The sequence below is a fragment of the Nocardia sp. NPDC101769 genome (genome assembly GCF_044766925.1).
In the GTDB taxonomy this organism is placed as follows: Bacteria; Actinomycetota; Actinomycetes; order Mycobacteriales; family Mycobacteriaceae; genus Nocardia.
Map to the genome: position 1 here is coordinate 156,042 of NZ_JBIWMX010000009.1, position 17,545 is coordinate 173,586.

General features: G+C 68.2%; 18 protein-coding genes. 11 read left to right on the forward strand and 7 right to left on the reverse strand.

Going from position 1 to position 17,545, the window contains the following annotated elements; all coding sequences use genetic code 11:
* The first annotated feature begins 148 nt into the window (after positions 1 to 148).
* Positions 149 to 1,087: a diacylglycerol/lipid kinase family protein gene (locus ACIRRA_RS17210; RefSeq protein ID WP_402768510.1), complete on the forward strand. Its 939-nt coding sequence runs from the start codon at positions 149 to 151 to the stop codon at positions 1,085 to 1,087.
* Positions 1,088 to 1,342: 255 nt separating this feature from the next.
* Positions 1,343 to 1,597 carry a WhiB family transcriptional regulator gene (locus ACIRRA_RS17215; protein WP_011211115.1) on the forward strand — a complete coding sequence of 85 codons (255 nt, stop codon included), beginning with the start codon at positions 1,343 to 1,345 and terminating at the stop codon, positions 1,595 to 1,597.
* 291 nt (positions 1,598 to 1,888) lie between these two features.
* Here ACIRRA_RS17215 and ACIRRA_RS17220 read toward each other — a convergent pair whose 3' ends face one another.
* Positions 1,889 to 3,403: a sensor histidine kinase gene (locus tag ACIRRA_RS17220; RefSeq protein ID WP_402768513.1), complete on the reverse strand. Its 1,515-nt coding sequence runs from the start codon at positions 3,401 to 3,403 to the stop codon at positions 1,889 to 1,891.
* A gap of 88 nt (positions 3,404 to 3,491) precedes the next feature.
* Positions 3,492 to 3,707 carry a biotin/lipoyl-binding carrier protein gene (locus ACIRRA_RS17225; RefSeq protein WP_402768516.1) on the reverse strand — a complete coding sequence of 72 codons (216 nt, stop codon included), beginning with the start codon at positions 3,705 to 3,707 and terminating at the stop codon, positions 3,492 to 3,494.
* A 91-nt stretch (positions 3,708 to 3,798) separates the two neighbouring features.
* On the opposite strand from ACIRRA_RS17225, the gene ACIRRA_RS17230 reads away from it, so the two are divergent.
* Positions 3,799 to 3,873, forward strand: coding sequence for a 50S ribosomal protein bL37 (locus ACIRRA_RS17230; protein ID WP_153805149.1), 75 nt, complete (start codon positions 3,799 to 3,801; stop codon positions 3,871 to 3,873).
* A gap of 209 nt (positions 3,874 to 4,082) precedes the next feature.
* Here the strand turns inward: ACIRRA_RS17230 and rsrA are convergent, their stop codons facing one another.
* The gene (rsrA, locus tag ACIRRA_RS17235; protein WP_402768723.1) at positions 4,083 to 4,328 is read right to left on the reverse strand and encodes a mycothiol system anti-sigma-R factor; all 246 of its coding nucleotides are present in this window, start codon (positions 4,326 to 4,328) and stop codon (positions 4,083 to 4,085) included.
* A gap of 8 nt (positions 4,329 to 4,336) precedes the next feature.
* Entirely contained in the window at positions 4,337 to 5,044 is a 708-nt protein-coding gene (locus ACIRRA_RS17240) for a sigma-70 family RNA polymerase sigma factor (protein WP_402768726.1), read from the reverse strand.
* A 314-nt stretch (positions 5,045 to 5,358) separates the two neighbouring features.
* Here ACIRRA_RS17240 and ybaK point away from each other — a divergent pair, with 314 nt between their 5' ends.
* The 3 genes from ybaK (at position 5,359) to ACIRRA_RS17255 (ending at position 8,251) form a co-directional block, all read left to right on the forward strand.
* The gene (gene ybaK, locus ACIRRA_RS17245) at positions 5,359 to 5,853 is read left to right on the forward strand and encodes a Cys-tRNA(Pro) deacylase (RefSeq protein ID WP_357002122.1); all 495 of its coding nucleotides are present in this window, start codon (positions 5,359 to 5,361) and stop codon (positions 5,851 to 5,853) included.
* A gap of 155 nt (positions 5,854 to 6,008) precedes the next feature.
* Complete coding sequence (locus tag ACIRRA_RS17250) at positions 6,009 to 6,557, forward strand: MarR family winged helix-turn-helix transcriptional regulator (protein WP_402768519.1); 549 nt, start codon at positions 6,009 to 6,011, stop codon at positions 6,555 to 6,557.
* Between the two features lie 71 nt (positions 6,558 to 6,628).
* Complete coding sequence (locus tag ACIRRA_RS17255) at positions 6,629 to 8,251, forward strand: MDR family MFS transporter (RefSeq protein WP_402768729.1); 1,623 nt, start codon at positions 6,629 to 6,631, stop codon at positions 8,249 to 8,251.
* A gap of 117 nt (positions 8,252 to 8,368) precedes the next feature.
* Here ACIRRA_RS17255 and ACIRRA_RS17260 read toward each other — a convergent pair whose 3' ends face one another.
* Positions 8,369 to 9,136 (reverse strand): SOS response-associated peptidase, encoded by a 768-nt coding sequence (locus ACIRRA_RS17260; RefSeq protein ID WP_402768522.1) that lies wholly within the window; start codon positions 9,134 to 9,136, stop codon positions 8,369 to 8,371.
* A 132-nt stretch (positions 9,137 to 9,268) separates the two neighbouring features.
* Here ACIRRA_RS17260 and ACIRRA_RS17265 point away from each other — a divergent pair, with 132 nt between their 5' ends.
* Positions 9,269 to 10,777 carry an aldehyde dehydrogenase family protein gene (locus ACIRRA_RS17265; RefSeq protein WP_402768525.1) on the forward strand — a complete coding sequence of 503 codons (1,509 nt, stop codon included), beginning with the start codon at positions 9,269 to 9,271 and terminating at the stop codon, positions 10,775 to 10,777.
* Positions 10,778 to 10,912: 135 nt separating this feature from the next.
* Here the strand turns inward: ACIRRA_RS17265 and ACIRRA_RS17270 are convergent, their stop codons facing one another.
* Entirely contained in the window at positions 10,913 to 11,206 is a 294-nt protein-coding gene (locus ACIRRA_RS17270; protein ID WP_402768527.1) for a hypothetical protein, read from the reverse strand.
* A 201-nt stretch (positions 11,207 to 11,407) separates the two neighbouring features.
* On the opposite strand from ACIRRA_RS17270, the gene aroA reads away from it, so the two are divergent.
* From aroA to ACIRRA_RS17290, 4 genes are all read left to right on the forward strand, one after another.
* A complete protein-coding gene (gene aroA, locus ACIRRA_RS17275) occupies positions 11,408 to 12,691 on the forward strand; it encodes a 3-phosphoshikimate 1-carboxyvinyltransferase (RefSeq protein ID WP_402768530.1) in 1,284 nt (427 codons plus the stop codon).
* Positions 12,652 to 13,695, forward strand: coding sequence for a ribosome small subunit-dependent GTPase A (rsgA, locus tag ACIRRA_RS17280; RefSeq protein WP_402768732.1), 1,044 nt, complete (start codon positions 12,652 to 12,654; stop codon positions 13,693 to 13,695). The genes aroA and rsgA overlap by 40 nt, the downstream gene beginning before the upstream one ends.
* 72 nt (positions 13,696 to 13,767) lie before the next feature.
* Positions 13,768 to 13,986 carry a hypothetical protein gene (locus tag ACIRRA_RS17285; RefSeq protein ID WP_402768532.1) on the forward strand — a complete coding sequence of 73 codons (219 nt, stop codon included), beginning with the start codon at positions 13,768 to 13,770 and terminating at the stop codon, positions 13,984 to 13,986.
* 15 nt (positions 13,987 to 14,001) lie between these two features.
* Positions 14,002 to 14,526, forward strand: coding sequence for a nitroreductase family deazaflavin-dependent oxidoreductase (locus ACIRRA_RS17290; protein ID WP_402768534.1), 525 nt, complete (start codon positions 14,002 to 14,004; stop codon positions 14,524 to 14,526).
* Between the two features lie 57 nt (positions 14,527 to 14,583).
* Here ACIRRA_RS17290 and ACIRRA_RS17295 read toward each other — a convergent pair whose 3' ends face one another.
* Positions 14,584 to 17,271 carry an AAA family ATPase gene (locus ACIRRA_RS17295; protein WP_402768537.1) on the reverse strand — a complete coding sequence of 896 codons (2,688 nt, stop codon included), beginning with the start codon at positions 17,269 to 17,271 and terminating at the stop codon, positions 14,584 to 14,586.
* Between the last annotated feature and the right edge of the window lie 274 nt (positions 17,272 to 17,545).

Here is a 17,545-nt window from a genome sequence, read left to right on the forward strand (position 1 = left end):
AATCAGTTCGGAACTGGCACTTCAAGGTTCGCGGCCGTCTCGTTCTGGACCGACGGAGCGGGGGAGCGAAGCGGAGGAGCGGAGGAGGGAAGAACGAGACCTCGGGGCCGCGAACCCGCCGGAGCGGAGCGGAGGCAAAATAGGCACCGTGCGGACCTTGCTTATCGTGAACCCGAATGCCACTTCGACCACTCGGTCCACTCGCGATCTGCTTGCTCACGCACTCGAAAGCCGCACCCAGCTGACCGTTCACCAGACCGAGCACCGGGGGCACGCCGCCGAGCTGGCGCGCTGGGCCGCTGACACCCGGATGGACCTGATCGTGGTGCACGGCGGGGACGGCACGGTGAACGAGACCGTCAACGGTTTCCTCCCGCTGCCGGGTGAGCCGCAGCGGGAGTGGGTGCCGCGGCTCGGCGTCATCCCGGGCGGCTCGGCGAATGTGTTCGCGCGCTCGCTCGGCATCGAACAGGATCCCGTGACCGCCACCAATCAGCTCATCGATCTGGTGGCCGACGACGCAGACCGCCGTATCGGGCTCGGCGTCGCCGACGATCGCTGGTTCCTCTTCAGCGCGGGAGTCGGACTCGACGCGGATGTGTGCGAGGCCATCGATGCCAAGCGCGCGAATGGCAAAGCCGCCACGCCCGCTCGCTATCTGCGCACCACGGTCCGGCAGTTCTTCCGCACCAAACGACATGCCCCGCAAGTGCGTCTCGACATTCCAGGTCACGAACCGGTCACGGACGTGCATTACGCATTCGTGACCAATGCCAGTCCCTGGACTTATCTCGACAACACGCCCGTGGTCACGAACCCGGGAACCGCATTCGAATCGGGTCTCGGGGTGTTTGCCATGCGAACTATGGGTGTTCTGCCCACCCTGATGGTCGCCCGGCAGTTGCTGGCAGCCCACGGAGATCCCAAGGGCCGCACATTGTTTCGCGATGACGACGTTCCGGCGGTGACCGTTACCGCGACCGAACCGATCGGCTTGCAAATCGATGGCGACTTCATCGGACGCCGCAACATGGTGAATTTCACAGCCGTCCCGGATATCCTCGATGTGGTCGCGCCGAAGCCCTAGCCGGTTCGACACGCGTGAGAAACATCGCGGTTGCGCTGCGAAAGCTGGCCCAACCGAGTACAAATGACACGGCGGATCCCCATGTAGGGGTCTTACAGCGTGAGCTTCCCCACGGTGCACCGGGTATCTATTGACATCTACGGTGTTCGTGAAAGCATTCACAAGCAACCGTGCGGAAACATTCGAGTCGCACAAGTGAACGGACCACAAACCCAAGGGGCAGCGTCGTGCGCGCCCTAGCAAAGGAGCAGAGGAATGGACTGGCGCCACAAGGCCATCTGTCGCGACGAGGACCCCGAGCTGTTCTTCCCGGTGGGAAACAGTGGTCCGGCGCTCGCGCAGATTGCCGATGCCAAGCTGGTCTGCGCTCGCTGCCCCGTCACCGCTGACTGCCTTTCCTGGGCCCTGAAGTCGGGCCAGGATGCCGGCGTGTGGGGTGGTATGAGCGAAGACGAGCGTCGCGCGCTGAAGCGCCGCAACGCGCGGACGCGTACCCGCACCGTCGTCTAACCAGCTAGGCGACAGGCGTTACGGCCGACCCCAGCCTCGCGGCCGCATCGCAATTCGGCCCGGCACCAATTCAGGTGCCGGGCTTCAGTGTGTATAGGGGCCGGCCAAGTCTCCGGACTCTCAGGGGCTCCGCCCCGGAACCCCACGAAGCACCTCGAGGGCTCCACCCCCAAAGCCCCTGCCCAATTCTGATCACGAGAGGAATTCCCGTTCAACGGGATTGCCTCTTCGAACGAAAGTTCGGGCGCAGATTTTTCATCACGCCCGAACTTGTCCGCCGCGCAATATCTTTCAGCGGGCGGAGCGACGGCCGAGGGGAACTCGCAGGACCGCGTCGGTGCCGACATCGGCGCCGGGATGAAGTCCGATGGACCCGCCCAATTCCGCCGTCACCAGTGTGCGGACGATTTGCAGGCCCAACCGGTCGGAGGCTTCCAGGCTGAATCCATCGGGCAGGCCGCGGCCGTCGTCGCTGATGATGACGTCGAGCCAGCGGGCCGAACGCTCGGAACGGATTGTGACAGTACCGTTCTCGCCGGCGTCGAAGGCGTGCTCGATGGCGTTCTGCACCAGCTCGGTCAGCACCATGACCAGCGGCGTCGCCCGTTCGGCGGAGAAGACGCCGAGCGATCCGGCGCGACGCACCTTGATGCGGGCGGTGTGGACCGTCGCCACATCGGCCATGATCGGCAGCAGGCGGTCCACCACCTCGTCCAGATCGACCTCTTCGTCAACCGACATGGACAGCATTTCGTGCACCGAGGCGATCGAGGTGACCCGGCGGACCGATTCGGTCAGCGCCAGGCGGGCCTCCTCGTTCTCGGTGCGGCGGGCCTGCAGTCGCAACAGCGCCGCCACCGTCTGGAGGTTGTTCTTCACCCGATGGTGGATCTCGCGAATCGTCGCGTCCTTGGACAGCAGCGCGCGGTCGCGCCGCTTCACCTCGGTGACATCACGGACCAGCACCGCGGCCCCTGCGAGCTCCCCGTGCGGGCGCAGCACCAGGGTGCGCAGCAGCACGGTCGCGCCGCGGGCCTCGACTTCCATTCGGCGCCCGGCCTTTCCGGCCAGGGCCGCCTGGATGTCGCCGACCACTTCCTGCGCGTCGAACGGATCGGTGATCAGCGAGCGGGTGGTCAGCGCCAGATCCTGGCCGACCAGGTCGTTCTGCAAACCCATGCGGTGATAGGCAGACAAGGCATTGGGGCTGGCGTAGACGACCGTGCCCTCGGTGTCGAGGCGGATGAAACCGTCGCCCGCGCGGGGGCTGGAGTGCGCGCCGGTGCGGTCCTCGAGCGCGGGCCAGGTGCCGTCGGCGACCATCTGGCACAGGTCGTCCGCGCAGGACATGTAGGCGATCTCAAGGCTGGAGCGCATCTTGCGACGCTGGATATCGGTGTCGCGGCCGAGCACGGCGATGATGTCGTCACCGACCCGCACCGGAATGGCCTCGCGCATGGCGTGCACGGGATGCGGGTGATAGACGCCGGTGAGCGCGGTATCGGTTTCGGTGCGAGCGATATCGGCGGTCAGCAGGGCCTCGAACACCTGCGGATTCGCCTCCTTGGTGGCGAGGGTGCCGACCAGATCCTCGAGGTGCACGGTGGGCGCGGTGGTGGGGCGGCACTGGGCGACGCACACCACCTCCGCACCCGCACTGACCGGGCCCGTGCCCACCCAGAGCAGCAGATCCGCGAAGGACAGATCCGCCAGCAACTGCCAGTCCCCCACCACCCGCTGCAAATGGTCGACGGCCGCACCCGGTAGATCGGTGTGCTCGGCCAGCAGCTCACTCAGTGTCGACATTCACCCACGCTCCTCTGTTCCCACGTCGCGTGTATGTTCCCACGCGACACGGCACGGGCGCGTCAGGAGCAGGTCGGGGGCTCGTTGCTCAGGAGATGACGGCGATCAGGTCACCCTGCTGCAGCACCTGGCCGGGGCTGACATGGATGGAGGAGACGGTGCCCTCGATCTCGGCGATGACGGGGATCTCCATCTTCATCGACTCCAGCAGAACCAGGGTCTGGTCGGCGCTGACCTTCTCGCCGACAGCGACCTCGATGTTCAGCACGGTCGACACCATCTCGGCCTTCACTTCCTCAGCCATGTACACCTCTCACGTTCGAGTGACCCGTAGCCCCTGAAGGTACAGCCAACCACACATGAAAGAATGGCGGCCGACTGAAGGGAGATTACCTATGGGTAAGCGTGGACGTAAGAAGCGTGGCCGCAAGAAGAATGCCGCCAACCACGGCAAGCGGCCGAACGCCTGAGCCGTAGCGAAAGCTCGAAAACCGCTGAGCGGCATGGCTTCCCGCTGGGAAGTCATGCCGCTCAGTCGTTTCCGAACGCGACAGCTGATTTCGCGCTGACCGGGGTAACTCGCCGGGTACGCCCGAAATCGGTTCGGCACCGGCCCGCCGGCACGCATGCGTGACCAGCGACGGCTCCCGGCCGTGCGCTGAAGACGCGGGGAGGCGGGTCAGTCGCGCGTGTAGCTGGTCCGGATCTCCATCGTCAGGCGCTGGCGCAGCGAATCGGGTGCGCGGTCGCCGCCACATTTGCGATTCAGCAGCGACTTCAGCTTCTCCTCCAGGCCGTAGGCCTCGATGCACGGCGAGCAACGGTCGATGTGCTCGCGCAACCGTGCCTTCACGGTGTCGTCGCACTCGTTGTCCAGGAGCAGCCAGACATCGGCGAGTACCGCCGAGCAGTCCAGTTCTTCCATCTCGTCGCTCACTGGGTTACCTCCTCACGCGCCGCATCGCTGCCCGATCGATTGAATCCACGTTCCCGCGCCACGTCGGCGAGCAGGCCCTTGAGCTGCTTGCGGCCACGGTGCAGACGGGACATCACGGTACCGATGGGAGTTCCCATGATCTCGGCGATTTCCTTGTAGGGGAAGCCCTCCACGTCGGCGTAGTACACCGCCATCCGGAACTCCTCGGGAAGCGACTGCAGCGCGGTCTTGATGTCGTCGTCCGGCAGCGCCTCGAGGGCTTCCATCTCCGCGGAGCGCAGACCGGTGGAGGTGTGCTCGGCGGTGGAGGCCAGCTGCCAGTCGGTGATCTCGTCGGTCGGATACTGCGCGGGCTGGCGCTGCTTCTTCCGATACGAGTTGATGTAGGTATTGGTGAGGATGCGGTACAGCCACGCCCGCAGGTTGGTGCCCTCGCGGAACGAGCGGAACCCCTGGTAGGCCTTGGCGAAGGTCTCCTGCACCAGATCCTCGGCATCGGCCGGGTTGCGAGTCATGCGCAACGCCGCCCCGTAGAGCTGATCCAGCAGCGGGAGCGCGTCACGCTCGAATCGCGCGGCCAGTTCCGCCGCGGATTCGGCACTCCTGGCACCGGATTCGCTCACCTCGTCATAGTCGACCGTTTGATCGTCGCCGGCGTCGATGCGCTCGCTGTCCGCGTCGTCATCACGCTGGCGATCGACCATGTCGTCGTCGCTCGTCACGCTAATCCCTTCGATCGCCGTAGCAATTGAATCTACCGCGAACAGGGATTCGGCCAGGAAACCGGCCGGGGGCGCGACGTCGGCGGCTCCCCTGCGGAACAGCAGCGGCCCGGTCCGCACCGGGGGCTCTTCGACCAGAACGGTCACCGACTCCTCCTTGGATGAATGGAATGCGTGCGCCCGCGAACCGTGGGCCCTGCGGTTGCCGCGAAGCGCGTATCGCGTGCAACAGGCGTGGCGCTCACCCTGTTCCCAGCACCGGAAATCCGGTTGTGTTCGCTGGATAGGGTGAGCCCATGGCTGCAGCTCCGACCCCGGCGATCAAGGCTCTGATGCAGGCGAAGGTGGACCACCGGGTGCACTCGTATACCCATGACCCGCGCAGTGATTCGTACGGGGCGGAGGCGGTGGAAGCGCTCGCGGGCGAGCTCGGGGTTACCGCCGGGCAGATCTTCAAGACGCTCGTGATCGAGCTCGGGTCGGGCGGGCTGGCGGTGGCGGTGCTGCCGGTGCCGACCACCCTGTCGCTGAAGGCGGCGGCCGCGGCGCTGGGCGGCGGCAAGGCCGCCATGGCCGACAAGGCCAAGGCGGAGCGAACGACCGGGTATGTGCTGGGCGGGATTTCGCCGCTGGGGCAGAAGAAGCGGCTGCCGACCGTCATCGACGAGTCGGCGCTGGAGTGGGATCGGGTGCTGTGCAGCGCGGGTAAGCGCGGCCTGGAGATCGAGCTCGCCCCGGCGGATCTGGTTCGGCTGACGGGAGCGGTGACGGCCGCGGTGGCGGTGGCCTGACCTGCCCTTGAAGGGCGAATTGCCCGATTCACCCGTGAGCGGAGACACAACCTCCGGAAAAAACTTGCCAAGGGACAACCATGTCGGAATACTTGCGCCGTACAACTAGTTGACGCATACAAGCAGTTGCCCGACGCAAGGAGGTGAGACCGACCGTGACCGACGATGACCCGGCGATTACCCCCACCGACATCGACGACGGCCTTGTCGACGCCATCGCCTACGAGATCGCCCGGCTCACCAAATTGCGCGACCGCACCAATGCGCAGATCGCGTCCATGACCCAGGGTGAGATCGAACCGGCGGCGTTCAGCATCCTGTTCCAGCTGATCCACGACGGCCCGAAACGCTCGGGCGCGCTGGCCGAGGCCCTCTACTCCGACGCCTCGACCATCAGCCGGCAGGTCGCGAGCCTGGTCAAGCGCGGACTCATCGAGCGCCGCGCCGATCCGGCCGACGGCCGGGTCAGCGTCCTCGACGTGACCGGCACCGGCCGCACCGTGGCCGCCCAGATCCGGGCCCGCCGCAACGACTCGCTGCGCCACATGCTGGTCGGCTGGGATCCCGATGAACAGGAGACCTTCGCCGCCCTGCTGCGGCGCTTCGTCGACGGATACGAGGAGACCCGGCAGCGCATGCTGGCCGATATCGCCGCCCACAAAGACCTTCAGTCCTATTACGCACCCGCGGAGAGCAATTCGTGACTACACAAGCGGAAGTGGCGGAGCCGGAACTCAATTCGGCCGGCTTCACCCACAAGCAGATCCTGGTCATCATGAGCGGCCTGATCATGGGCATGCTGCTGGCAGCCCTGGATCAGACCATCGTGTCGACCTCCATCCGTACCATCGCCGATGAGCTGCACGGCTATTCGGCGCAGGCGTGGGTGACCACCGCCTACCTGATCACCTCGACCCTGGCGACGCCGCTCTACGGCAAGCTCTCGGACATGTACGGCCGCAAGCCGTTCTACCTGGCCGCCATCTCCATCTTCGTGGTCGGCTCACTGGCCTGTTCCATGGCGACCTCCATGTACGAGCTGGCCGCCTTCCGGGCCTTCCAGGGCCTGGGCGCGGGCGGTCTGATGTCGCTGGCACTGACCATCATGGGCGACATCGTGTCCCCGCGGGAGCGCGCCCGCTACCAGGGCTACTTCCTGGCCGTGTTCGGCACCTCCAGCGTGGTGGGCCCGGTCGTCGGCGGCATCCTGTCCGGCACCGACCAGATCCTGGGCGTCACCGGCTGGCGCTGGGTGTTCCTGGTGAACGTGCCGGTCGGCATCATCGCGCTGGCCGTGGTGACCCGCGTGCTCAAGCTGCCCAAGCGCCCCGTCACCAGGGTGCCGATCGACTGGATGGGCATCTCGGCACTGATCGTCGGCCTGGTGCCGCTGCTGGTGGTCGCCGAGCAGGGCCGCGAATGGGGTTGGACCAGTGGCCATGCCATCCTCTGCTACGCGCTGGGCACGATCGGCGTGCTGTCCTTCATCGCGGTCGAGGCCAAGCAGGGCGACGCGGCGCTGATCCCGCTGCGCATGTTCAAGAACTCCACCTTCGCCCTCGGCGTGGTCATCTCGGTGGTGGTCGGTGCGGCCATGTTCGGCGGCATCACCCTGCTGCCGCAGTACCTCCAGGTGGTGCAGGGCGCGAGCCCGACCAAGGCGGGTCTGCTGATGCTTCCGCTGGTGGCGGGCATGATGACCGGCTCGATCCTGGCCGGCCAGCTGATCGCTCGGACCGGCCGGTACAAGTACTTCCCGCCGGTGGGCGCGGCGCTGCTGACCTCGGGCCTGTTCCTACTGCACCTGGTGTCGGCGGACACCAAGCTGTGGGTTGTCATGATCTTCATGGCCATCACCGGCTTCGGCCTCGGCAACCTGATGCAGCCGCTGACCCTGGCGCTGCAGAACGCGCTGCCGCCCAAGGACATGGGCGTGTCCACCGCGGCCGCGACCTTCTTCCGGCAGATCGGCGGCACCCTGGGTGTGGCGGTGTTCCTGTCGGTGCTGTTCACCCAGCTGGCTCCGAACATCACCACCTCGCTGGAGAGTGTCCGGGGCGACCATGCCTACACGCAGGCCGCTACGGACGCGGTGAAGGGCCCCGACTCGGTCGACAAGAAGGTCGTCCTCGGCCTGTCGAACCAGGAGACCGCTCCGGCGGTCGTGGGCCAGGTGCTCAACGACAGCTCGGTGATTCAGCAGCTGAATCCGACGCTGGCGCACCCCTTCAAGGAGGGCTTCGCCAAGTCCATGGATCGGGTGTTCCTGTCGGCCACCTTCGTGGCGCTGCTCGGATTCATCCTGGTGCTGTTCTGGAAGGAGGTGCCGCTGCGCACCGCGGGCGGCATCCAGGCCAGGAAGGAAGCCGTCGAGGAGGCGGACGCCGCCGCGGTCTGATCGGCCGGACCACAACCGAATCGGCAATGCCCCCGACGCGGAGACGCGGCGGGGGCATTGCGATTGGCTACCGACCGTGAAGTGCGGGCAGCGGGATTCGAATCTCTCGCGGGCCGGTCAGATCAGGCTGATCTGACCGGCCTGCTCGTCCACCTGCGCCAGCAGTTCGGGGCCGTTGTTCTTGACGCTGTTGACCAGCGACGGCACTTCCCGGACCAGAATGTCCGAAACCGCTGCGGGGTAAGGCGTTTCCAGCAGCGATTCGGGAGCGGGGTGGTCCGGGTCCAGCCACGCGTCCCAGTGCTCGCGCGGCATCGGCAGGGGCATGCGGTCGTGGACCTTGGTCAGATCACCGACCGCATCGGTGGTCAGGATGGTGCAGGACAGCAGCGGCTGCGCCTCGTCACCTTGGCTGCGGTCACGCCAGACCGACCACAGACCCGCCATATAGAGGCGTCCCCCGTCTGCGCGGGACATGAAATACGGCCGCTTGATGGCCTTTCCGAATGCATCGGCCGCGGTGACCCACTCGTACCAGCCGTCCATGGGCACCAGGCAGCGGCGCTTCTTCACGGCATCGCGGAAGGAGGCGGTGGTGGCGGCCTTGTCGGCGCGGGCATTGAACAGCGGTTTGCCCTTCACCGGGATCCCGGGCTCGGCGGCCTTGGTCCAGGGCGGGATCAGACCCCAGCGCATGGCCCGGATGCGCAGGGTGGCCGGGTCCTCCGGGTGGTCGCGGTCGTGGCGTTCGACGACGGTGAGCACCTGATTGGTCGGGGCCACGTTGTAATTCGGATCGAAGCCCCTGTCGCCGGTCTCGTCGATAGCATCGAGCTCGACGGCCAGCTTCGCGGGATTCGTCGTGGTCGCGTATCTACCGCACATGCCGACCATGCTGCCATCGCGTGCCGACAGTCACCAGAAGTGAATCGTCCACGATGTGATGGCAATTGACATCACTTGGACGGTATGAGACGTTCGTCTCATCACACTCTCATCAAGGGATCGCCGCCAATCATGACTGCAACCGAAACCGCCCCGCTCGATCAGGCCGACACGCTGACTTCGGTCAACCCTGCCACCGGCGAGGCCCTCGCCACCTACAAGATCGATGATGAGGCGGCGGTGCGCGCGGCCGTCGCCAAGGCCCGGACCGCCGCCACCACCTGGGGCGCGCTGACCTACGCCGAGCGCAAGAAGCACATTCTGCGTTGGGGCAGCAAGCTGGTCGAGAAGTCCGACGAGCTCAGCGAGCTCATCCACGCCGAGAACGGCAAGCCCCTCGACGACGCCTTCCTCGAGCTCATGCTGGCCCTCGAGCACATCAAGTGGGCCGCCTCCAATGCCGAGAAGGTGCTCGAGGCCAAGAAGGTCGCGCCCGGCGCGTTCATGGCCAACTTCGCCGCCCACCTCGAGTACCGCCCGCTGGGCGTGGTCGGCGTGATCGGGCCCTGGAACTACCCGATCTACACCCCGAACGGCTCCATCGCCTACGCGCTGGCCGCCGGCAATTGCGTGGTCTTCAAGCCGAGCGAATTCTCCACCGGCATCGGCAATTTCGTGGCCAAGGCGTTCGCCGAGGCGAATCCGGACCTGCCGGACGGCGTCTTCATCACCATCAACGGCTACGGCGCGACCGGTGCGGCGCTGGTGCAGTCCGGCGTCGACAAGCTGGCCTTCACCGGGTCCACCGCGACCGGCAAGAAGATCATGGCCGCCGCCGCCGAGACCCTCACCCCGGTGCTGCTGGAGTGCGGCGGCAAGGACGCGGTGATCGTGGCCGCGGACGCCGACGTCAAGGCCGCCGCCGACGCGGTCGCCTGGGGCGCCACCGCCAACTCCGGCCAGACCTGCGCGGGCGTGGAGCGGGTGTACGTGGACAAGTCGGTCGCGGACGAGTTCGTCGCCGAGGTCAAGCGCATCCTCACCGACATCAAGCCGGGTTCGGACGCCAAGGCCTCCTACGGTCCGATGACCATGCCCAGCCAGGTCGACATCGTGCGCCGGCACATCGACGACGCGCTGAAGAACGGCGGCAAGGCCGTGCTGGGCGGGCCCGAATCGGTCAAGGGGCCCTTCATCGAACCGGTCGTGCTGGTCGACGTGGACGAGTCCTCGGATGCGGTGTGCGAGGAGACCTTCGGGCCCACCGTCACCATCCGCACCGTCAACGGCGTGGACGAGGCCGTGGAGCTGACCAACAAGAGCAAGTACGGGCTCGGGTCGGCGGTGTACTCGAAGAATCAGGGCATGGAGATCGCCCGTCGCCTCCAGGTCGGCTGCACCTCGGTGAACTCCGTGCTGTCCTACGCGGCGATCTCGGGGCTGCCGTTCGGTGGCGTGCGCGACTCCGGCATCGGCCGCATCCACGGTGCGCCGGGCCTGCTGGAGTTCTCGCGTCCGCACTCGATCGCGGTGCAGCGCTTCGCGATTCCCGGCATGGCGCTGCTGTCCTACACCCGCACCGACCGCACCATGAAGCTACTGCGCAAGATCGTGCCGCTGATTCACGGGCGCGCCAAGTAGGGAGAGCCAACTCTCGGGACTCTCAGAGTCCGGAAACCCCGAGCACCACAGGAACAGCGCTCAGCGGTTCCCCGAAATGCCAAGCGCCACAGGCAGTTGATGCCGGTCTCCGCCACGGAGACCGGCATCGCGCGTTCAAGGAGCCGGTGGCAAGGGTGTGGGGGCGAAGAACTCTTCGAGCGGGGTGGGACCGGTGTAGCGCTGACAGTTGCAGCGGGCCCACGCCTTGATACCCATGCCGGTCTTGCGGAAGGTCTCGGCGTGGCAATGCCCCGCTTCGCGGTCGTGCAGGGCGAGGTCGTGGCCGCAGCCGCACACGGCCGGGCCGACCGCGGTGCCGGGTTTGATGCGGCGGGAGCCGAATCGGCCCGCGAGCCAGCCGCCGCCGACGAGCGCGCCACCGATTACGAGGCTGATGGGATCGATCACGGGCCTAGTATACGTACTCATATACGTATACGTCTAGGCTCGTCATGCCCGACGAAACAACCGACTTGGCGAGTTCGGGGTAACTCATCGGGTACGGACTCGGTCGGGCACTGCACCCGACCGCCGGTCCGCAACGCAGGTCCTGTGAGAATTATCGGTCGGCGAAAAGGCTCGGGGACGCGGGAGTGCGAAGATGGCCATGTGACTTTCTGGCCCGCGCCCCACGTCCGAGTTCCCGTCCACGCGACCGTGACCCTGCCCGGGTCCAAATCCATTACCAATCGTGCGCTGATCCTCGCCGCGCTGGCGGATCGGCCGTCCACCATCACCGGCGCGCTGCGCAGCCGGGACACCAACCTCATGATCGCGGCATTGCGGGCCATGGGCACCGGCATCGAGGGCGAGGGCGAGACGCTCACCGTCACCCCGCCCGCCGAATTCACCAGCGCCATGGTCGATTGCGGGCTCGCGGGCACCGTCATGCGCTTCCTGCCGCCGGTGGCGGCGCTGGCGCGCGGCGATGTCGCCTTCGACGGCGACGAGCAGGCGCGGGCACGGCCGCTCGGCACGATCCTGGACGCGCTGCGCGCACTGGGCCTCGACATCGACGGCAACCGGCTGCCCTTCGTGGTGCACGGCATGGGCACGCTGCGCGGCGGGCCGGTCACCATCGACGCCTCGGGCTCCTCGCAGTTCGTGTCCGGGCTGCTGCTGTCGGCGGCGCGGTTCGAGCAGGGCGTCACTGTGAACCACGACGGTGCGGCGCTGCCGTCCATGCCGCATATCGAGATGACCGTGGAGATGCTGCGGCGGGCCGACGTTCGCGTGGACGCGCCCAACGATCCGCGCAAGGCGCAGACCTGGACCGTGGCCCCCGGCCCGATCCGGGCGGTGGACTGGGAGGTCGAGCCGGACCTGTCCAATGCCACCCCGTTCCTGGCGGCCGCGGCCGTCACCGGCGGCGAGGTGAGCATTCCGCACTGGCCGCGGCTCACCACCCAGCCGGGCGACGTGATCCGGGAGATCCTGGTGCGCATGGGCGCCGAGGCGCGCTTCTTCGACAGCGTGCTCACCGTGCGCGGGCCCGAGCGCCTGGCCGGCATCGACATCGACCTGCACGACGTGGGCGAGCTGACCCCGACCGTGGCCGCCCTTGCGGCGCTGGCTGATTCGCCGTCCCGGCTGCGTGGCATCGCGCACCTGCGCGGGCACGAGACCGACCGGCTGGCCGCGCTCGCCGCCGAGATCAACCGGTTGGGCGGCAAGGTCACCGAGACCGAGGACGGGCTGGTCATCGTGCCCAACCCGCTCACCGGCGGGCAGTGGCGCTCCTACGCCGACCACCGGATGGCCACCGCCGGCGCGATCATCGGCCTGGTGACGCCGGGTGTGGAGATCGAGGACATCGGCACCACCGCCAAGACCCTGCCGAACTTCGTCGAACTCTGGGACGGCATGCTCGGCTCGTCGGGAGCAGACCACTGAGGCGGCGCGAGTACGACGAGTCCGATGTCCGGGTACGCCCGGGCAAGGGCTCGCGTCCGCGCACCAAGACCCGGCCGCAGCACCTGGATGCCGAAGCGGCCATGGTGGTTTCGGTGGACCGCGGACGCTGGGGGTGCGTGCTGGACGGGGATCCGGACCGGCCGCTGACGGCCATGCGGGCGCGCGAGCTCGGCCGCACGCCGATCGTGGTGGGTGATCAGGTGGACGTGGTCGGCGACCTGTCCGGCAAGCCCGACACCCTGGCCCGCATCGTCCGGGTCGTCGATCGGCGAACGGTGTTGCGCCGCACCGCCGATGACACCGATCCGTTCGAGCGGGTGGTGGTGGCCAATGCCGAGCAGCTGTTCATCATGGTGGCGCTGGCCGATCCGCCACCGCGCACCGGGTTCGTGGAGCGGGCCATGGTGGCGGCGTATGTCGGTGGGTTGCAACCGATTCTGTGCCTGACCAAGCACGATCTGGCCGCCGACTCCGAATTCGCCTCGGCCTTCGAGGATTTGGATCTGACCATCGTCTACGGCGGCATCGAGGATCCGCTGGAGCCGGTGCTGGACCTGCTGGACGACAAGCTGACCGCGTTCATCGGCCACTCCGGGGTGGGCAAGTCGACCCTGGTGAACCGGCTGGTTCCGGAGGCGGAGCGCGCCGTCGGCGAGGTGTCCGGAGTCGGCAAGGGGCGGCACACCTCGACCCAGTCGGTGGCGCTGCCGCTGCCCGACGGCGGCTGGGTCATCGACACGCCCGGCGTGCGCTCGTTCGGTCTGGCGCACATCACCCCCGACGACGTCATCCAGGCGTTCTCCGATCTGGCCGACGCCATCGAGGACTGCCCGCGCGGCTGCACCCACCTGGGCCCGCCCGCCGATCCGGAGTGCGCGCTCGACGAACTGCCCGGCAAGGAACTCCGGGTAGCGGCCATCCGCCGCCTGCTCATCGCCCTCAGTTCGAACGATCCGTGGTTCCGGGGCAACAGCGACACCTGAAGCTAGCCCTGAGTTAGCTAGAAAATCGCCCATTCGATACCTTTTGTGCATAACCGGCACGAAGGGATGGTCATGAGCGAGGAACTTCCCGAACCGCCGCACGCCAACGGGTGGCGGCACAGCGATGTCCGGCCAGCACCCGACGAGGCGGGTCGATCGGGGCGGGACCAGGACGATTCCGGGCCGCGGGGCCAGGATGAGACGCTGCCGCCCGGGCATCCGGACGACCGGTCCCCGGCCGACGCGCACGAGTGGCAGGACGACTGGGATCGGGCACGCTGGGCGCCCTAGCAACATAATCGGTGCATGGTTTTCGCTGAATGGCGGCGCCGGCCCGAGGCGCCCGCCCGTTGGAACCCGCTCCCGCGGCTGGGCCGCGGCCTGGCCCGCCGCCGGACCGTCATGCGCATCGCGCCGGCGGTGTTCGCGCTCGAACGCGTCACCCGGCGAGTGACGCACGGCCGCAAGGGAATACTCGATGTCGCGGGCCTGCCCGCGTTGCAGCTCACGGTGGCCGGCCGCCGCACCGGCCTGCCGCGCACGGTCAGCCTGCTCTATGTCCCGGACCCGTACGACGAGAAGCGCTTCCTGATCGTCTCGTCGAATTGGGGTCGGCCCGAACAGCCGTCCTGGTCGGCCAATCTGCGCGACGCCGAACGGGCCGAACTGCTGGTCCGCGAGGAACGGTTCCCGGTCGAGGTGCGGCAGCTGACAGGCGCCGAGCGGGATCGCGCGTGGCGGCGGGCGCTGGAGTTCTGGCCGGGTTACGCCATGGAGCAGCGGCTCGCGGGCGCTCGCCGTTTCCGGCTGTTCGAACTCACCCGGACCTGATCCGAAAATTGCTGCTGGACATTAGCTGTCGGCATTCGCGGCTGCTGGAACCGGGCCTCAGTGCGGGCGTGTCAGGCGCATGCCATTGTCGAAGTCGATGCCGCGCAGCTCGGCACGGCTGGTGAGACCGAGCTTTTCGAGAATCCGGGACATGTGGTGCCCGACCGTGCGCGGGCTGAGGAACAGTTCCGCGCCGATCTCCCGATTGGTGAGACCCTGGGCGGCCAGCCGGGCCACCTGGGATTCCTGCGCGGTGAGCGGTGTCGAGCCGGTGGCGGGCTTGCCGCCGGTGCCGGTGAGGTCCAGCTCGGAGCGGGTGCCGGTGGCCCAGGCGATGGCGCCGATGAGGTCGAAAGCGTCGGCGGCGGCGCGCAATTGCTCGGCGGCGGCGCGGCGGCGGCGAACCCGGCGCAGCCACTTGCCGTAGAGCAGCTGGGTGCGGGCGCGGCCGAAGCTGGTATGTCGGGTGTCGCCAACCGCCAGGGCGCGGCGGTAGTAGTGCTCGATGCGGTCCTCGTCGGCCAGCAGGGCCCGGCAGGAATAGGCGGTCGTCAGCGCCCAGCGGGCCCGCGTGCGCCGCGCCCAGGCCGAGATCAGCTCGGCGTACTCGGCGGCCTCGTCGAAGCGGCCCACCCGGCAGGCGGCCTCGACCACGTCGAGGGTGGCCAGCCGGGCCAGCGTGGGATGCGCGGCCTCGTGGCCCGGCAGGTACAGCGTGCGCAGGCGGCGATAGGCCGACTCCGCATCCCCGGCGGTCAGCGAGTGGAAGCCGTGATGCCAGTACGCGCCGCCGATCAGCGCCGACACCGCGTGCGGGCGAGCCAGGGCCAGCGCGCGATCCACGCTCTCGGCCACCGTGTCCCCGTCGCCGCTCTGCGCGGCCAGCCGGGCCCGCAGGTTCCAGCACTGGGCCAGGATATTGGCCGCGCCCGCGCCGGCGGCCAGGTCGAACGCCTCGGCCAGGGTGCTCTCCCCCGCCTCCCAGCGGCCGGTGGCGAACTGCACCACGGCCAGTTGCGGCAGCACGCCGAGCGCGGCCGGCCGGCCGCCCGAATTACGCAGGCCCCCGGCCACTCTCAGATACGGCTCCAGCGCCCGCTCGGCCAGACCCCACTCGAGCAATTGCCCGGCCGGCGGCAGCAGATGCGCGGCCGCGATGGGCGAGGGCGCGGCCCCGGCCGCCTCGAGCTGACCGTCCAACGGCAGGTCCGCGGCGCGGCCCACCGACCAGGCCGCCCGGTCGGCGAGCAGCCGCAGACCGGCCGCGAGGTCGGCGCCGCCGCCCTTCCATGGCGAATCCGGGCCCGCGGCAGCGGTTTCCGGCAGCGCGGCGGACGAGCGGATGGCCTCGGCATCACGCAGCAGCAGGATGTGCGCCTGGGCCGGGTCGCCGGTGACGAATTCGAGCAGGCCGGACAGGCCGCCGCCGGCCGCTGCGATCGCGGCGGGCGTCGTGCGGGTCTCGGCAAGGGCGAGCAGACGCTGGGCCGACTCGATATCACCACCCTCCCAGGCGAATCGGGCGGCACTGGCCAGCCGCACCCCGGCGGTGTCCGGGTCCGGGGTGATGGCCGCGGCACGGCGCAGCACCGCGGCCGCGGCCAGCGCTCCGGCGCGGACCCGCACACGCTCGGCGCCGTCGGCGAGCGACTGCGCCAGCGTGGGATTCGGGCCGTCGAGGACGACGGCCAGATGCCAGGTGCGCAGGTCGCCGTTCTCGGGGCCGGGCAGGGCATCGGCCAGGGCCAGGTGGACGGTGCGGCGCTCGGCCGTGGACGCGGCGTCGTAGGCCGCGCCGCAGAGCAGACGGTGCCGCATCTCGACGCGCCCGTCGGTGACCGTGAGCAGCCCGGTCGCCAGCGCGGACTCCCAATCCGCCGCGGTGACACCGAGTTCGGTCGCGGCCGTCGTGACCGGGCACAGCGTGCCATGGTCCTCGGCGGCCACCACGCTCAGCAGGGTGCGCACCTGAGGCTCCAGGGCGGCCAGCCGATCAGCGAACGCGGCGCGCAGCCGCGGTCCGAAAGGCGCCGGTCCCCAGCCGATTCCGGCGCCGTCCTCGGAGTCGATGGGAAATTCCTGCAGCGCCAGCGGATTGCCGTCGGCCAGCCGCAGCATGCGCGTCGCGCGCGGCTCGCCGATGCCGCCGGAGCGCAGGGCCAGCAGTCGTCGCGCGTGCGCGTCGGTCAGCGGTGCGACGGGCAGCACGGGGAGCGCCTGCCACACCGTGGTGGCCGGGCATTCGCGCATCGCGGCCAGCATCGCCACCCGGCCGGCGCCCAGGCGGCGCAGCGCGAAGGTGAGCGTCTGCCCCGTAGCGGCGTCCACCCACTGGGCGTCGTCGACGATGAGCAGCAACGGTCGTTCCTGGGCGACCGTCGCCAGCAGTGTGACCAGGGCCGCGCCCACCAGGAAACGGTCGGCCGGGCCGGCGTCCCGGCTGAGGGCCGCGGCCAGGGCCCGCGCCTGCGGGACGGGCAGCGCGGCGACCCGATCGGTCAGCGAGAGCAGCAGCTCGTGCAGCGCGCCGAAATCCAGCTCCGTTTCGGCGGGAAATCCACGGCAGGTCACCACTCGAAAATCGGTGGCGCGCACTTCGGCATCACGTAACAGTGCGGTTTTTCCGATTCCCGGTTCACCCCACAGGAGCAATCCCCCGCCGCGGCCGGCGCGCGCCTCGCTCAATACACGAGACAGTTCAGTCTGTTCTCGTTCCCTCCCCTGGATAACCCGGATATCGCGCACATTGCAAGCTACCTCGGCGCCCGAGGGCCGGACAAACTCGAAGTCGCCGTCGTCCCATCGGCTGAGATCCCGTGGGGGATATGCGATTTCGAACCTTTCATCGATGACCGATTCAGTGACCGATACAGCGACCGATTTTGATTCGCATGCTGTCGGCTAAAATGCGGCGCGATCGATCCCGAAATTCGGCGACTTACGAAATCGATACCTTGCATTCCCAGAAGATTGCGTACTAAACATTCGTCGTCAGCTGAAGTTCCGCTGATTCGTTTGA

Bases quoted from the DNA above. Each gene is read 5' to 3' on its own strand.
- ACIRRA_RS17255 (WP_402768729.1), top strand. From the start codon at position 6,629: ATGAGCGGCCTGATCATGGGCATGCTGCTGGCAGCCCTGGATCAGACC.
- ACIRRA_RS17225 (WP_402768516.1), bottom strand. From the start codon at position 3,707: ATGGCTGAGGAAGTGAAGGCCGAGATGGTGTCGACCGTGCTGAACATC.
- ACIRRA_RS17285 (WP_402768532.1), top strand. From the start codon at position 13,768: ATGAGCGAGGAACTTCCCGAACCGCCGCACGCCAACGGGTGGCGGCAC.
- ACIRRA_RS17290 (WP_402768534.1), top strand. From the start codon at position 14,002: ATGGTTTTCGCTGAATGGCGGCGCCGGCCCGAGGCGCCCGCCCGTTGG.
- rsrA (WP_402768723.1), bottom strand. From the start codon at position 4,328: ATGGAAGAACTGGACTGCTCGGCGGTACTCGCCGATGTCTGGCTGCTC.
- ACIRRA_RS17240 (WP_402768726.1), bottom strand. From the start codon at position 5,044: ATGGTCGATCGCCAGCGTGATGACGACGCGGACAGCGAGCGCATCGAC.
- ACIRRA_RS17220 (WP_402768513.1), bottom strand. From the start codon at position 3,403: ATGTCGACACTGAGTGAGCTGCTGGCCGAGCACACCGATCTACCGGGT.
- ACIRRA_RS17215 (WP_011211115.1), top strand. From the start codon at position 1,343: ATGGACTGGCGCCACAAGGCCATCTGTCGCGACGAGGACCCCGAGCTG.
- ACIRRA_RS17265 (WP_402768525.1), top strand. From the start codon at position 9,269: ATGACTGCAACCGAAACCGCCCCGCTCGATCAGGCCGACACGCTGACT.
- ACIRRA_RS17260 (WP_402768522.1), bottom strand. From the start codon at position 9,136: ATGTGCGGTAGATACGCGACCACGACGAATCCCGCGAAGCTGGCCGTC.
- ybaK (WP_357002122.1), top strand. From the start codon at position 5,359: ATGGCTGCAGCTCCGACCCCGGCGATCAAGGCTCTGATGCAGGCGAAG.